Raw genomic sequence first — 12,766 nt, forward strand, 5'->3', positions numbered from 1 at the left:
ACGCTCTAGCTCGCAGGCCCGGATTCGAGCCGCGCCGCGAAGTCGGCCAGCGCCGTGTGTGCGATGCGTCGCTCCGCGCGGCGCTTGACAAAGCCGGGCAGCGGCACCGCTAACTCCAGGGCGAGCTGGTAGAGCACTTCGGTGCGGCCAGGCTCGGCTGCCGGGTTGAACTCGTACCTGCCGTCAAGCTGCTTGAGGACGTCGCCGTCGACCAGCTTCCACGAGATCCGGTGCGGCGCGCCGCCGTGGTCGTAGGCGAGCGTGTACCTCGCTGACCGTCCCAGTGCCTCGACGCGAAACGCGGCCTGCGCAGCCCGGCCGTCCGGATCGCTTTCGATCACCGTCGCGGACGAGACGTCGGTTGCCCACTCGGGATAGTGCTCGATGTCGGAGATGAGCGCGTAGCAGTCTTCGGGCGATGCAGTCACGACCGTGGTCATTGTCATCTCGTCGATCATCGTCGCGTCCACGTCCTGTGTGCTGCCGGGCTTCCATTGTCTCAGGATCGCGGCCGGCAATGGCTCATAGTCACAGCATCTTCACGGTTCTGACACTCGCCGCTGCCGCCGGCGGGGTGCTCTGTCAGGAGAGCGCCGCTTCGAGCTTGGCTGCCAGCTCGTCGTAGGAGAATCTCTGCTCGACCCCTCGGCGGGCCGCACACCCCATTGCGGCTCCGCGGTCATCGCGCGACAGCAGGTCATCAATGGCGGCGGCCACGTCATCGGAGTGCCCGGGCCGATCCACCACGAAGCCGGTTCGGCCGTGAGCCACCGCTTCATGGCTGCCGCCCGATCGACCTGCCACCGCAGGCAACCCGCATGCGGCAGCTTCGACGAACACGATGCCGAACCCCTCTTGCTCGAGGCCTGCCCACCGGCTGCGACACGGCGCAGCGAACACATCGCCCATTGCCATGAACAGCGGGACATCGTCGCCGCTGATGCGACCCAGGAACACAACCGGAGCATCGGAGCGTCGGGCGAGCCGTTCCAGCCGTCGCCGGTCGCGTCCGGCACCAGCAATCGCCAGCTGCAGACCCGGATGTTTCGAGGCCAGCTGCGACACGGCATCGATGACCACATCGAAGCCCTTGCGCGGGACCAACCTGCTCAGGCAGACCACTAGCGGGCCCGGATCCACGCCGAACTTCTGGCGGGCGTGCAGCCGCTCTGCAGCTCCGAGAGGCACAAACCGGTCGGTGTCGACCCCGGGAGGCACCTCGGTGATCGGCAGCGACCGCGACGCGCATCGCTCCGCCTCGCCTGCCGCGTATCCGCCTGCCGAGATCACCATCTCGGCATCCCGGAGCACACCAGACAGAACAGCAGACAAGCCGGGCAAGCGTGCCGGCACCGTCACCTCGGCACCGTGGAGCACCACGCCGTAAGGCACGCCGAGCCGTGGCCCCAGCGCGCCGAGGGGCAGGGCCGGATCGAGCAGCACGATCTCGGCGCCGACCTGGCGGGCGACGGCACGGATCCGTTTGGCCAAGCCCGGATGCGGCAGCAGCACGGGATCGCGGGTTCTGACGATCCGCATCGGCTGCTCAGCGTCGAACGGCGCAGCGCCGCGGTGGGGTGTCGTGAGCACCGTGGTGCGGTCGGGCGGCAGGCGATGCCACAGTTCCCACAAGTAGCTCTGGATGCCGCCGACCTTGGGCGGGAAATCGTTGGTGACGAGCAGGTGGGGGCGCATCAGACGGCTGCGCGCCGCGCAGGCACCGATCTGGCGAGCTCTGCTGCCACGAGGCCGTCCGGATCGTTGTCCCCGAGCCCGGCGGATCGTGCTTCGGCGACGAGATCCTCGCGTCCCAGCCGGCGTGCCGCCCATACCGCGTGCGCAGCGACCACGTCCGACGGTGACGACAGCGATTGCTGCAGTACCCCCTCGACGGCGGTCGAGCAGGGATCGCCGACGTTCCCCAGCACGATCAGGGCGTTGCGCCGCAGGTAGCAGGGCTGTCGGCGCGGCACGTACCAATGCCCGAAGGCCGCCATGAGTTCGTCGTCGGTCATCTGAAGCAGGTCGATGACGTCGACCGAGGCGCCGCGGGTGGCACCGTCACGGCGTGAGCGCAGCCGAACCGGTCGGCTCCTGTGAAGTGCGTCACTGCGCTGAGGCGCCGCTGCGGAATCGTTGAAGGGGCAGACGGTCTGGCAGTCATCGCAGCCGTACAGGCGATCGCCGAGGGCGACCCGGTGTTCCGGCGGGAAGGTCCCCGGCGCCTGAACGAGCCATGCCAGGCAGCGGTTTGCGTCGAGCACGCCTGCCGTGTCCAGCGCACCCGTCGGGCAGGCGGACTGGCACAGGTGGCAGGTGCCGCAGCCATCGGTCTGGGTCTGCTCGGACGCAGGCAGCGCTGCGGTCGTGACCACTGAGCCCAGCACCGTCCACGACCCCAGCTCGGCAGACAGCAGCATCGTGTTGTGGCCGAGCCATCCCAATCCGGCACGGGCTGCAGCCGCTCGGTCGACCAGGCGATTGTCATCGCACACCGCAACGGCGGCGAAACCGCTGCCCTGCAACACAGCGCAGATGCGGTCGAGGCCGTCCCGCAACGCCCCGTAGGCGTCGTTCGCCACATACGCCGCCACGGCGCCGCGGCCTCGGTTGCCTGTGTCTCGAGCGGCAGCAGCAGTATCCGGCGGATCGTAGGTGCGTGCGCACACAACGATGCTGCGGGCTCCTGCCAGGATGTTCTCGGGAGTCGTCGACCGCTCGGGCCTCCCGTAGGTGAACCACATGCCGGCATGCAAACCGGCCGCCTTGCGCTCATCGATCGCTCGACGTGCCTGTGTGAACGGCGCTGCGTCGGAGACACCGACGGCATCGAGACCGGCGTCTGCCGCGATCTGCCGGATCTGGGTGAGCAATATGTTGTCTGCGCCGGCGGCCATCGCTCAAGTGTGCCGTGACAGTGAGGCTCACCTCTCCACGCATCGTTTTATGCTGGAAATGGCTCGAGGCCGGCCGGTGCAATGTACGAAGACCAAATTGACGTCTGGGTTGGCCGCCAGTACGGCCCGTACAAGATCACCGGTCTGCTGGGCCGCGGCACCGTGGCCCACTGCTACCGAGCAACGACGCTGCGAGGCGACGAAGTCGGGCTGAAGGTGCTGACACCGTTCGCCGAGGCGCGCGCGGAGATTCGCTCGCTCTTCGAGCAGGAGTACGAGCTGATGGCGCGACTGGATCATCCGAACGTCCTCGCCGTCCACGGCGCCGGCGTCATCGGCGGGGCTCACTTCATGGAGATGGAGATCGTCGAGGGCGAGACCTTGGCCGACCGGTGCGGCAGCCGCCACCCGCCGACGCTCGCTGAGAGCATCGCCATTGTCCAGCAGATCTGCGCTGCGCTCGATCATGTGCATGCGCACCGGATCGTCCATCGTGATGTCAAGCCGTCGAACATCATGCTCGATGCTCAATCCGACGGCAGCGACCGGGCGGTGCTGTTCGACTTCGGTTTAGCGCACGACCTCGACGGGCCGCCGTCGCCGCCGGGCCGGGTGTACGGGTCGCCCATGTATCTCTCTCCCGAGCAGGCGCTCGCGCAGCCCAGCGATGCCCGCACTGACATCTACGGCCTCGGGTCGACGCTGTACGTGCTCGCCGTGGGCTCGGCACCGTTCTACGGCGAGCGCAACGACCTGCTGCACGCACATGTCCGCACACCACCGCCGGATCCCGCCGAACGAGGTGTGGGTGCCGAGCTGTCCGAGATCATCCTGACCGCGATGGCAAAAGCACCTGACGATCGCTTCGCCAGCGGTGCCGACCTGGCCGCCGCCCTGGCGACGGTAGAAGTGCCCGCCCACGAAAGCGAACGCCGCCGAGGCCTCCTGCGCCGCCTCCGCAGCGGGATCAGCTGACGCCGTGGCGATAGCGCTCGACTACCTCGGCTTCGTCCATCCCGTACACCAGAACGGTCTCAGACGGACCCTCATCGAAGGCGACGATCGCCATCACGCGCCGATCCCCCGGGCGGACCCCGACGACAGTGCCAGTGGTGCCCACCAGCGAGGCACGGCGCTCGTCCGAGGTGCCTGTCAATCGCACGAGGTCGCCTACGCCGAACGGCAAGGAGAGGCCGACAACCACGTCAAGATGCTGAGCTGTCGGCGGCCAGATCGTTCGTGAGGCTGACGGCTGCTTCGAGCTGCGCCGCTGCACGTCCGTCGGCCACGGCGGCACACGCCATCTCGTATCCCTCGGCGAACCCATCGGCAAGGCCCGCGACCACCAAGCCGGCACCGGCGTTGAGCTGAACGATCTGCGCTCTGGGCCCAGTCTCGTCGCCGGCGACGATCGCTCGCAGGATGTCGGCGTTCTGCTCCGGGCTGCCTCCCCACAGTGCGGCGCGGTTGACGCGTTCCAGCCCGATTGACGGCGGGTCGAAGAGGAACTCATCGGAGATCTCGCCGTCGCGAACTTCGTAGATGCGCGTGAGATCGGTCAGCGTGATCTCGTCCAGACGGTCTGCGCCGTGAACCACCAGGCAGTGCTCCGACTCCCGTGCGGCGAGCACACCGGCAACGCGCGGCGCCATGACCGGGTCGCTCACGCCCAGCACCTGCCGCCGGACCTTGGCGGGGTTTGCCAGCGGCCCGAGGAAGTTGAAGGTGGTGGGCACACCGAGCTCGCTGCGCACCGGACCGGCGAAGCGCATCGCCGGATGGAAGGTCTTGGCGAAGGCGAATCCCAGCCCGATCTCGGAGATGCACCGCTCGACCGCCGGACCGCCCAGGCCAATCGCCACCCCGAGCGCTCCCAGGGTGTCGAAGGAACCTGACGACGACGTGGCTGCAACCGAACCGTGCTTGCACACCACTGCTCCGGCTGCGGCGGCCACGAACGCCGCCATCGTCGACACGCTGAGCGCGTGCTGCTGCCTGACGGGCGCGCCGCCGCTGCCGACGATGTCGATAGCGCCATCGGGAGCATGCAGCGGTACGGCGGCATCATGCATCGCGTCGACAAGGCCCGTCAGTTCGGGGACGGAACCGCCCTTCATGCCCAAGGCGATGATGAATCCGGCGAGCTGGGCATCGGTGGCGCGCTCGGTGAGGATGCTGCCGAGAGCTGCCCGCGCTACCTCTGGGCTGAGATCGATGCCCGCCACCAGATCGGTCAAGACGGCCTTCCAGCCGCCGAAGTGATCCAGGGAAGGTGTGGTGACCGCGTTCACCCTGTGGAGGCTAGCGATGGGCCTGCAACCGCTTGGCCGCGAGGATCAGTTGGACGCTGCAGCCGCCTGCGCGTTGCGGGCGCGTGCTGCGGCGCGACGCCGGCGTCGAATGATGCGAACGCGCTCGGCTGCTGTTTGCCCGCCCCAGACGCCCTCTTTCTCCCGCACCGCAATGGCGTACTCCAAGCACTCGCCCGATACGGCACAAGCGGCGCAGACTGCCTTTGCCTCGAAGGCGGCCTCGTCATCGCCTGTATCTTCGCTGTCAGGCGGGTAGAAGATCTCGGCTTCGAGGCCCCGGCACGCCGCATGACGCTGCCAGGCGAGCAGATCGGTGGTGAGGCCGCCGTGCTGGTCCACGACGACCCGTATCGGGTCGGGGCTTGCCGAACGTGCGCTCGCAATCCGTGTGGCGGAGTGTGCCGGTGCTGTGACAGGAGGCATCTGACGCGCAATCTTGCCGATGCGCTTCCGTTTGTCAAGACCTTATTGAGCGTTCAGTATGGAGCGTCATGCGCAGCTTGCTGCAGGTATTCGGTCGGACGGTCAACCGGCGCGCAGTCCTGCGCGGTGCGTTGGTTTCCACCGGGACGGCGCTGGTGGTGGGTGTCGCGGCCGGGAGCCTGGTGGCGGAACGGACCGCAGCGGCATACGCCGTCAACGGCTTGCTGTTCGCGGGATTGATCGCCGGAGGCGCGGTCGCCTCAGCCCACGCAACCGGGCACCCTCTGACCGCTGCAGTCCTCAGCTCAGGTCCGGTGATGATGCTGGCCGTGGTCGTGCAGCTGATCCGTCGATTCGGCTCGGGCGAAGCAGTGGCGCCGCTCGGTCTCCCTCTCGTCATGCTGCTGGCGGCATCTCTCGCGACGCTGGGCGGCGTGCTGGCCGGCATCGTGCGGAAGCGCCGGCGGTCGCTGCTCGATACCGAGATGCCACGCCCCAAAAAGCGCAGCTAGCCTTCGAGACTGCGGTGAGCCGGCCGGGTGGCCGCGGGCTGAGCTGCCTCGGCCGTCCGCAGCATGCGGAACAGCCCGAACAGCGCAGCTCGAGGAAGGTCGGGACTCCACAGGGCAGGGAGCTGGCTCGCAACCAGGCGCCGCGAGGCGACGGAAAGTGCAGCAGAGAGCAGACCGCCGATGGGCCGGGCCCCGTGTCCGGTCACAGGCAAGGGTGAAACGGTGCGGTAAGAGCGCACCAGCGCTGGAGGCGACTCCAACGGCTCGGCAAACCCCTCCCGGAGCAAGGCCAAGCAGGGATCAGGCGGCCCGTCTCATGATCCCGGGTAGGCCGCTCAGATGGATGGCCACCCCGACGGCACCAGCCGACGGACAGAATCCCGCCTACAGGCCGGCTCACCGCCCCAGCCGCCTCCGTTGCTGTCGATTCTCTGTCTCAGATGCTGAGGTGGGACGTGTCGTTGTAGGACGCGAGCCTCGGCAGCGGCCCCCGGAAGCCGATGCGGGTGATCTGAGCCTGCGAAACGTGCAGGTGCCACGAGATCTCGTCGGAGGTGCCGAGCGCCCACTTGACTGCTGACTTGATCGGCGAAACATGGGTGAACACGGCGACGTGCTGACCGGCGGCCACCGCTGCCAGATCATCGCAGGCCGCGCCCACCCGATCGTTGAGCTGTGCCAGCGATTCGCCTCCGGGTGGCGCGAAGCCGGTGTCCGCTCGCCAGCGCTGCCATTCGGAGACTCGTATCTCCGAGATCGGCAGCCCGTCCCACTCGCCGTAGTCCAGTTCGGCCCAGCGTTCGTCGATGGTGATCTCGAGGCCCGCGAGGTCTGCGGTGGCCTGCGCTGTCTGGCGTGCGCGCAGCAGCGGTGAGGAGATGATCCGGGCCGGCCGCTGATCGGTTCCGCACAGCGCAGCGGCGATCTCATCGGCTTGCTGCACGCCTGCTTCGTCGAGTTCGTTGTCGACTCGCCCTTGCAACAGGCCCGCAGCGTTGGCACCCGTGCGCCCGTGGCGCACGAGAATCAGCATGGGCGCCCGCGGCGCACGAGGGTCATCAGGATGTTCCTCCGTCCGCTCCGCGCCGGTACTGCGGTCCTGAACGGTACGCCAAGCGACCAGCTCGCACGAAGTCGGCCCGAGCCGTTCCGTCGTGCGCCATGCCGGTGGCCCGCCAGATCCACCAGCAGCCGGCCAGGCCCACTAGCTCCATCGCCACGATGAGCCACGCACCCCGGGCGGCCAGCGGCAGCGACATGTCCGCTGTGGTACCTCCGAAGGGCCACCAGAATAGGGCTGGCTGCATCCACGCGCCATCGAACACCTGGTGCCAGAAAACACCGATCGGCAGCGCCAGCCAGCGGCGCCGAGCACGCCGGCGCCCGACGGTCAACAGCATCACCGCAACGAGACCGCACACGGGCAGCGTCAGAGCGTGAGCGAGCGGCGCCCCGCCGCTGGCGACGTGCATCACATCTGGCAGGAGTGCTCCGGCCACGACGAGACGATGGTCGATCGCGGGATCTCCGAACGTCCAGCGCATCGCCACGAGCGAGGTCGCCACGAACCACAGCAGCATCAGTCCAGTTCCCCTCGCCAGCGCAGCGGCGAATCCACTGGATCAGCGGACGAGCAACGCCCCGCACTGGGGGCATTCGGCGAGTTCGTCGGGATCGAGACGTGTGATGCGCTCGTAGTCGACCGAGGGCACCTCCAGATGACATGCGCTGCAGGTGGTGCCGATGAGCCGGCCGAGCACAGGGGCTCCTCGTGCTTCGGCCCGACGCGCCTCGTACACCGACACGTGCCCGGGATCGGCCATCGCCGCCAGCGTTGCGCGCTGACCGAGCACTTCGTCGCGCTCCCGACCCGCTTCGCTCTCGGCCTCACCGATGGCTGCGTCGACCGCTTCGATGCGTTCGGCGGCCGCGGACTGGCGTTGCCCAAGACCGGCCCGGGCCTCGCCGAGCGGTTCCAACTGCTCCATCAGATCGAGGATCTGATCCTCGATCTCGGTCTGGCGACGGCCGAGCGATGCCGCTTCGGCTGTGAGGGCCTCGGCTTCCTTGGGCGATGTCAGGTGACTCTCGTACAGCCGCTCGGAGTTGTGGGCACGCTTCGCTTCGATGAGCGCAACCTCGTCTTCGTGGCGGCGCTGCTGGCGTTCCAGATCCGCGATCTGACCGTCGAGCGCTCTCGCCTCTGATGCCAGCGCCTGCAGCTCGGCCTCGATGCCGGCGCGGATCTCACGTTCGGGCAGGTGCCCGACGTGATGGCTGATCTGGTCGAGCCGTACGTCGAGGTCTCCGATCTGGGCGAGAACCTCGAGCTGGTTCACATTCGATCCGCTCAATTCTGGTCCTCTTCGGTGCTGGCCGTCCCGGTCTCATCTGTGCTGCCCGGCGCGACTGACCCGTCAGTATCGCCCACTGTCCCGGTTGCCCGCGCCGCAAGCTCGGCGGCGATCTGGGTGCAGCGAAGCCATTCGAACCGCGTGTCGCCGTCGCCTGCAGGCACTGCAACTTTGCACAGCGCATCGGGTAAGGGCTCGAATTCGTTGTCATCGGTCGGGCGGACCATGCTGCATGGCAGGTCGAACTCGAGCGGCGGCTCCGACGGCGACACGGCAACGGCGATCGAGCAGGTGTCCCCGGACAGGAACAGATACTGGCTGGCCCGCGGCGGGGGCGGCGCGGCCGCGAATGCTCGCAACTGCGTGCCCTCCAAGGCCCGCCCCATGTAGGCCGACCAGATGCGAGCCGGGATCCAGCCGCCGGTGGCCCGCCGTTCCTGGATGTCGCCCATCGGAATCTGCTCGTCGGGATGGCCCATCCACACCGCGGTCGACATGTGCGGCGTGAACCCCACGAACCAGGCGTCATGGAATGACTGGGTCGTTCCGGTCTTGCCCGCCGAGACCTGCCCGCTGGGAAGCTGGGATCGCGTCCCGGTGCCGGATCGCACATTCTCTTCCAACACCGACGTCACCCAGTCGGCCGTGCTCGCCGACACCACCCGTCGCCCGTGCGGAACGTGCTCGTAGAGCACCTCGCCGAAGTTGTTCTCGATGCGGGTCACATAGAACGGCTCCATCCGCACTCCGCCGTTGGCGAACGTGCCGTACGCCACCGCCTGCTCAAGCGGGGTGATCTCCTGCGCACCCAGCGAGATGGACGGGTATGGCAGGTAGCTGCTCTCGCCGGATCTGTTGACCAGCCGATTCGCCATCCCGACCACCTCGTCCAGGCCGGTGATCAAGCCGAGCCGGACGAACGCGCAATTGGAGCTGGCAGTCGTCTGTTCCTCCAGTGTGGCCACCCGGCCCGGGCTGTTGGCGAAGTTGCTCACCTCGTAGTCGTCGAGCGGTGGGTTGGGAAACACGCATGGTCCCTGGCCGCTGATCGTGTCGAACGGGTACAGACCGGCACGTTCGATTGCCGCTGCGAGCACGTACGTCTTGAACGAGGATCCTGGCTGGCGCCGGCCCTGGGTGGCCAGATTGAACTCGGAATCGCTGAAGGCAGGGCCGCCGATGAACGCATGCACCGCCCCGGTCGCCGGATCGACGCTGACGATAGACACCTCGAACTCGCCGGTGCCTTCGGGCAGCACTTCTGCTACCGAGGTGCGCATGGCTCGCTGCAATTCGGGACGCAGCGTCGTCCACACCCTCAAACCGCCGCCGAACACCTGGCTGAAGCGAGTCTGGTAGGTGTCCCCCAGCGCGGGATTTGCCAGCAGCGACCGCCGCACCTCCACCAAGAAGTAATCGCGCCGCAGCGCGACATCGGTGCGCCGCGGCGACAGGTTGCGGCTCGGCAGCGGCCGTCGCTCAAAGGCCTCCCGCTGGATGTCGGTGATGATCCCTGCGTCCACTGCCTGCTGCAGCGACCTGCTCCGGCGGCGCGTCATCGTGTCGATGTTCTGATCGAACCCGTCAAACATGCCGGGGCTGCGAATCAGGCTCGCGAGAAATGCCGCGTCACCGACGTCGAGTTCCGAAACGTCCTTGCCGAAGTACGTCTCGGCTCCGGCCTGCAAGCCGTAGGCCCCGTTCCCGAGGTAGACCTCGTTGACGTAGAACTCAAGGATCTCCTCCTTGGAGAAGTCCTCCTCGAGCCGTGCCGCAATCACCGCCTCGCGGATCTTCCGGTTGAAGCTGCGCTCGCTGCCCACCACGCGCAGCTTGACGATCTGCTGGGTGATGGTGGAGCCGCCCGATGCGATCCCGCCGGCCGACACGTTGGAAACCAGGGCTCGTGCGGTCGCCCGCAGATCCACGCCGTTGTGGAGCCAGAACTTGCTGTCCTCCACTGCCACGATCGTGGCAACCACGTCGTCGGGCACCTGGTCCAGCGTGATGATCTCGCGGTCGACGTCGTTCACCAGGATGCCGATCGGATTGCCCTCGGAGTCGAAGACCTGGGTCCGCTGGGCGCCCGGCCGCAGATCGATGGTGATGTGGTCGCGGTCGCGTTCGACGGCGTCGAGGGTGCCGGCAACGTGCGGCGCAGAGGCGCGGGCGCCGACCATGACGACGGCTGCGCAGACCGCGATCATCACGGCAAGCAGGGGCAACCGGGCGAGCCGGCGGGCGACGTCCACGTTGATCTGCAAGGTACCGGGCACAGCCGTGCGCCCATGTGCGGCCGCTGGGCATCACACTGGTGTCGTGAACGCGGATGTGTCCGCCGGGAGGCAGCTTGATGCTCGGTGCGTCTGGATTGTTGATGGGGGTCCTCGTGCACCGCGCCGGCTGCCGCCCGGCGAGCCGTCATGCGTCATCGCCGTGGACCGCGGCCTGGCGCACACGCTTCGGCTGGGACTGCGCCCTCACGTTGTCGTCGGCGACTTCGACTCAATCGACGCCGCGATGCTCGAGCGAACACGCGACCAGTGGCCTGACCTGGTGGTCAAGCGACATGATCGGCACAAGGCGCACAGCGACCTGGACTTGGCGCTGAGCTTCGCCTGGGGATTGGACCCTGCCGAGATCGCGTTGCTCGGCGGCGGGGGCGGCAGGCTCGACCACATGATGGTCTCGGTGACGATGCTGGCACGACCCCAGTACGCGGCGCTGCCGCTCGCCGCCTATATCGATGCGAGCGTCGCCCGGGCGGCAACCGCCGGCATGGACATGAGGCTGACAACCGACGACGGCAACTTGCTGACGCTGCTGGCTGTGGGCGGCACCGCAAGCCTGCACACGCGCGGGCTGCGGTGGAACCTGACACCGACGACGCCGCTGGCCAGCGCCGCATCGCTCGGCCTCAGCAACGAGCTCACTGTGCCGGATGCCGAGATCAGGGTCCAGTCAGGCACCGTGCTGGCGATACAGACACATGGCAAGCCGCTGCCGTAAGGGAGCGCCCAGACTCGCTCGGCGGGCTGGGGCGCTCGCCGCGATCGGGTGCGCCGTCGCGCTCCTGGCGGCCGGGTGCACCGAGACCGGCCAGGGGTCCGCCGCAGTGCGCGTCCTGACCCATCGTGACTTTCACCTGCCCGCCGAGGCCCTGGAAGCCTTCACGGACGACACGGGCATCGAAGTCGTGGTGTTCCGGGAGGACACGCCCGACGACGTCATCGATCTGCTCGAGCGCAGCCGGTCCCATCCGGTCGCTGATGTCGTTGTCGGCATCGACACGTTGGATCTTCAGCACGTCATCGACGCCGATCTCACTCAGCCCTACGTGCCCTTGGCACCTGGCCCGCTGGTCGAAGACCTGACAGTGGATGACCATGCACTCACGCCGATCAGCTACGTCGACGCCTGCCTGAACTACCTGCCGTCGTTCTACGTGGTGCCCGAGCGGCGCATCGACGAGCTGCCCGACGCCGAGCTGTTGCCGCCCCCGGTGCCCGGCGGTCTCGGCACCCTCTGGGACCCAGCTCATGCCGACACCGCGGTGATTCCCGATGCCGCTACGAGCAGGATGGGGGTGTACCTGCTGGTCGCGCTCGAACGGCTGCATCCCGAGGGCGATGACGACGACACGGCACCATGGCCCCAAGTGCTCGACCAGATGCTGAGGTGGGGCACAGAGCTCGCTCCGAGCTGGGAGATCGCGACGTTCGAGCGCTTCGCCGGCGGGGAGCCGCCGCCAGAGCGGCCGATCAGCCAGGACGAACCCGATCCCGTGACGCTGTCGTCGCTGCGCGGGCGTCGGCCGCTGACCTGGGGCACGACCGGGCTGCCGTCGGTGTACGCCCAGTACCAGCCCGGCTTGCCTGCTGCACTGGACATCGCCGTTGTGACCGACGACTGCGTCCGGATCGGGTTCTATGCGGGTGTCGTGGCGGGAGCCCGGAACTCGTCATTGGGCGGACGGCTGATCGACGCCATGGGTGAACCGCTGTTCCAGTTCGGCGTGAGCGATCGCTTCGGCTCGAGACCGGCCCGCAGCGACATCGTGAGCACACCTGAGTGGAACGAGTTCGGGGTGAGCGTGCACCCGTACCGGCCTGATCCCGCCTATGTCGGTGCCAACTGGAAGCAGTGGCAGCTCACCTGGAGCCAGGTGGTGCGTAACTTCGAAACCGGTCCGCCGCCCCCGGAACCTGAAGTGACCGTGACCCTTCCCTAACGGCCACTGTCACATCGCTCGGGCTAACGCCCCTGTA

The 12,766-nt window shown here is 67.8% G+C and carries 14 protein-coding genes and 1 other RNA gene; 5 read left to right on the forward strand and 10 right to left on the reverse strand.

The annotated features are described in order from the left end of the window. Positions 1-5: 5 nt before the first annotated feature. The 3 genes from ACOGXE_RS00345 to queG form a co-directional block, all read right to left on the reverse strand. The gene (locus ACOGXE_RS00345; protein ID WP_419931979.1) at positions 6-446 is read right to left on the reverse strand and encodes an SRPBCC family protein; all 441 of its coding nucleotides are present in this window, start codon (positions 444-446) and stop codon (positions 6-8) included. A 136-nt stretch (positions 447-582) separates the two neighbouring features. Next, the gene (locus ACOGXE_RS00350) at positions 583-1,695 is read right to left on the reverse strand and encodes a glycosyltransferase family 4 protein (protein WP_419931980.1); all 1,113 of its coding nucleotides are present in this window, start codon (positions 1,693-1,695) and stop codon (positions 583-585) included. Then, positions 1,695-2,897, reverse strand: a complete 1,203-nt coding sequence (queG, locus tag ACOGXE_RS00355) for a tRNA epoxyqueuosine(34) reductase QueG (protein ID WP_419931981.1) — start codon at positions 2,895-2,897, stop codon at positions 1,695-1,697. Before queG ends, ACOGXE_RS00350 begins: the two co-directional genes overlap by 1 nt. Before the next feature lie 81 nt (positions 2,898-2,978). On the opposite strand from queG, the gene ACOGXE_RS00360 reads away from it, so the two are divergent. After that, positions 2,979-3,872, forward strand: a complete 894-nt coding sequence (locus tag ACOGXE_RS00360) for a serine/threonine-protein kinase (protein ID WP_419931982.1) — start codon at positions 2,979-2,981, stop codon at positions 3,870-3,872. Here the strand turns inward: ACOGXE_RS00360 and ACOGXE_RS00365 are convergent. The 3 genes from ACOGXE_RS00365 to ACOGXE_RS00375 are packed head-to-tail and all read right to left on the reverse strand — an operon-like array spanning position 3,865 to position 5,548. Then, complete coding sequence (locus ACOGXE_RS00365; RefSeq protein WP_419931983.1) at positions 3,865-4,101, reverse strand: hypothetical protein; 237 nt, start codon at positions 4,099-4,101, stop codon at positions 3,865-3,867. The genes ACOGXE_RS00360 and ACOGXE_RS00365 overlap by 8 nt on opposite strands. Position 4,102: 1 nt before the next feature. Beyond that, positions 4,103-5,188 carry an anthranilate phosphoribosyltransferase gene (gene trpD, locus ACOGXE_RS00370; RefSeq protein ID WP_419931984.1) on the reverse strand — a complete coding sequence of 362 codons (1,086 nt, stop codon included), beginning with the start codon at positions 5,186-5,188 and terminating at the stop codon, positions 4,103-4,105. A 45-nt stretch (positions 5,189-5,233) separates the two neighbouring features. Further along, the gene (locus tag ACOGXE_RS00375; protein WP_419931985.1) at positions 5,234-5,548 is read right to left on the reverse strand and encodes a WhiB family transcriptional regulator; all 315 of its coding nucleotides are present in this window, start codon (positions 5,546-5,548) and stop codon (positions 5,234-5,236) included. 152 nt (positions 5,549-5,700) lie between these two features. On the opposite strand from ACOGXE_RS00375, the gene ACOGXE_RS00380 reads away from it, so the two are divergent. Next, positions 5,701-6,144 carry a hypothetical protein gene (locus tag ACOGXE_RS00380; RefSeq protein ID WP_419931986.1) on the forward strand — a complete coding sequence of 148 codons (444 nt, stop codon included), beginning with the start codon at positions 5,701-5,703 and terminating at the stop codon, positions 6,142-6,144. Positions 6,145-6,159: 15 nt separating this feature from the next. Then, positions 6,160-6,547, forward strand: an RNA gene (rnpB, locus tag ACOGXE_RS00385) — RNase P RNA component class A. A 33-nt stretch (positions 6,548-6,580) separates the two neighbouring features. Here rnpB and ACOGXE_RS00390 read toward each other — a convergent pair. The 4 genes from ACOGXE_RS00390 to ACOGXE_RS00405 are packed head-to-tail and all read right to left on the reverse strand — an operon-like array spanning position 6,581 to position 10,774. Beyond that, entirely contained in the window at positions 6,581-7,177 is a 597-nt protein-coding gene (locus tag ACOGXE_RS00390; protein WP_419931987.1) for a histidine phosphatase family protein, read from the reverse strand. Positions 7,178-7,202: 25 nt separating this feature from the next. Next, entirely contained in the window at positions 7,203-7,724 is a 522-nt protein-coding gene (locus ACOGXE_RS00395) for a hypothetical protein (protein ID WP_419931988.1), read from the reverse strand. Positions 7,725-7,766: 42 nt separating this feature from the next. Further along, the gene (locus ACOGXE_RS00400) at positions 7,767-8,498 is read right to left on the reverse strand and encodes a zinc ribbon domain-containing protein (RefSeq protein ID WP_419931989.1); all 732 of its coding nucleotides are present in this window, start codon (positions 8,496-8,498) and stop codon (positions 7,767-7,769) included. Beyond that, positions 8,495-10,774, reverse strand: a complete 2,280-nt coding sequence (locus tag ACOGXE_RS00405; protein ID WP_419931990.1) for a transglycosylase domain-containing protein — start codon at positions 10,772-10,774, stop codon at positions 8,495-8,497. The genes ACOGXE_RS00400 and ACOGXE_RS00405 overlap by 4 nt, the downstream gene beginning before the upstream one ends. On the opposite strand from ACOGXE_RS00405, the gene ACOGXE_RS00410 reads away from it, so the two are divergent. Together ACOGXE_RS00410 and ACOGXE_RS00415 are read left to right on the forward strand one after the other, a co-directional pair. Continuing rightward, the gene (locus ACOGXE_RS00410; RefSeq protein ID WP_419931991.1) at positions 10,677-11,507 is read left to right on the forward strand and encodes a thiamine diphosphokinase; all 831 of its coding nucleotides are present in this window, start codon (positions 10,677-10,679) and stop codon (positions 11,505-11,507) included. The two genes, ACOGXE_RS00405 and ACOGXE_RS00410, sit on opposite strands and share 98 nt — an antisense overlap. A 106-nt stretch (positions 11,508-11,613) precedes the next feature. After that, on the forward strand, positions 11,614-12,729 hold the full coding sequence (locus ACOGXE_RS00415; protein ID WP_419931992.1) for a hypothetical protein: 1,116 nt from the start codon (positions 11,614-11,616) through the stop codon (positions 12,727-12,729). Positions 12,730-12,766: the final 37 nt, after the last annotated feature.

The organism is Candidatus Poriferisodalis sp. (assembly GCF_965208555.1).
Lineage (GTDB): Bacteria > Actinomycetota > Acidimicrobiia > Acidimicrobiales > Poriferisodalaceae > Poriferisodalis.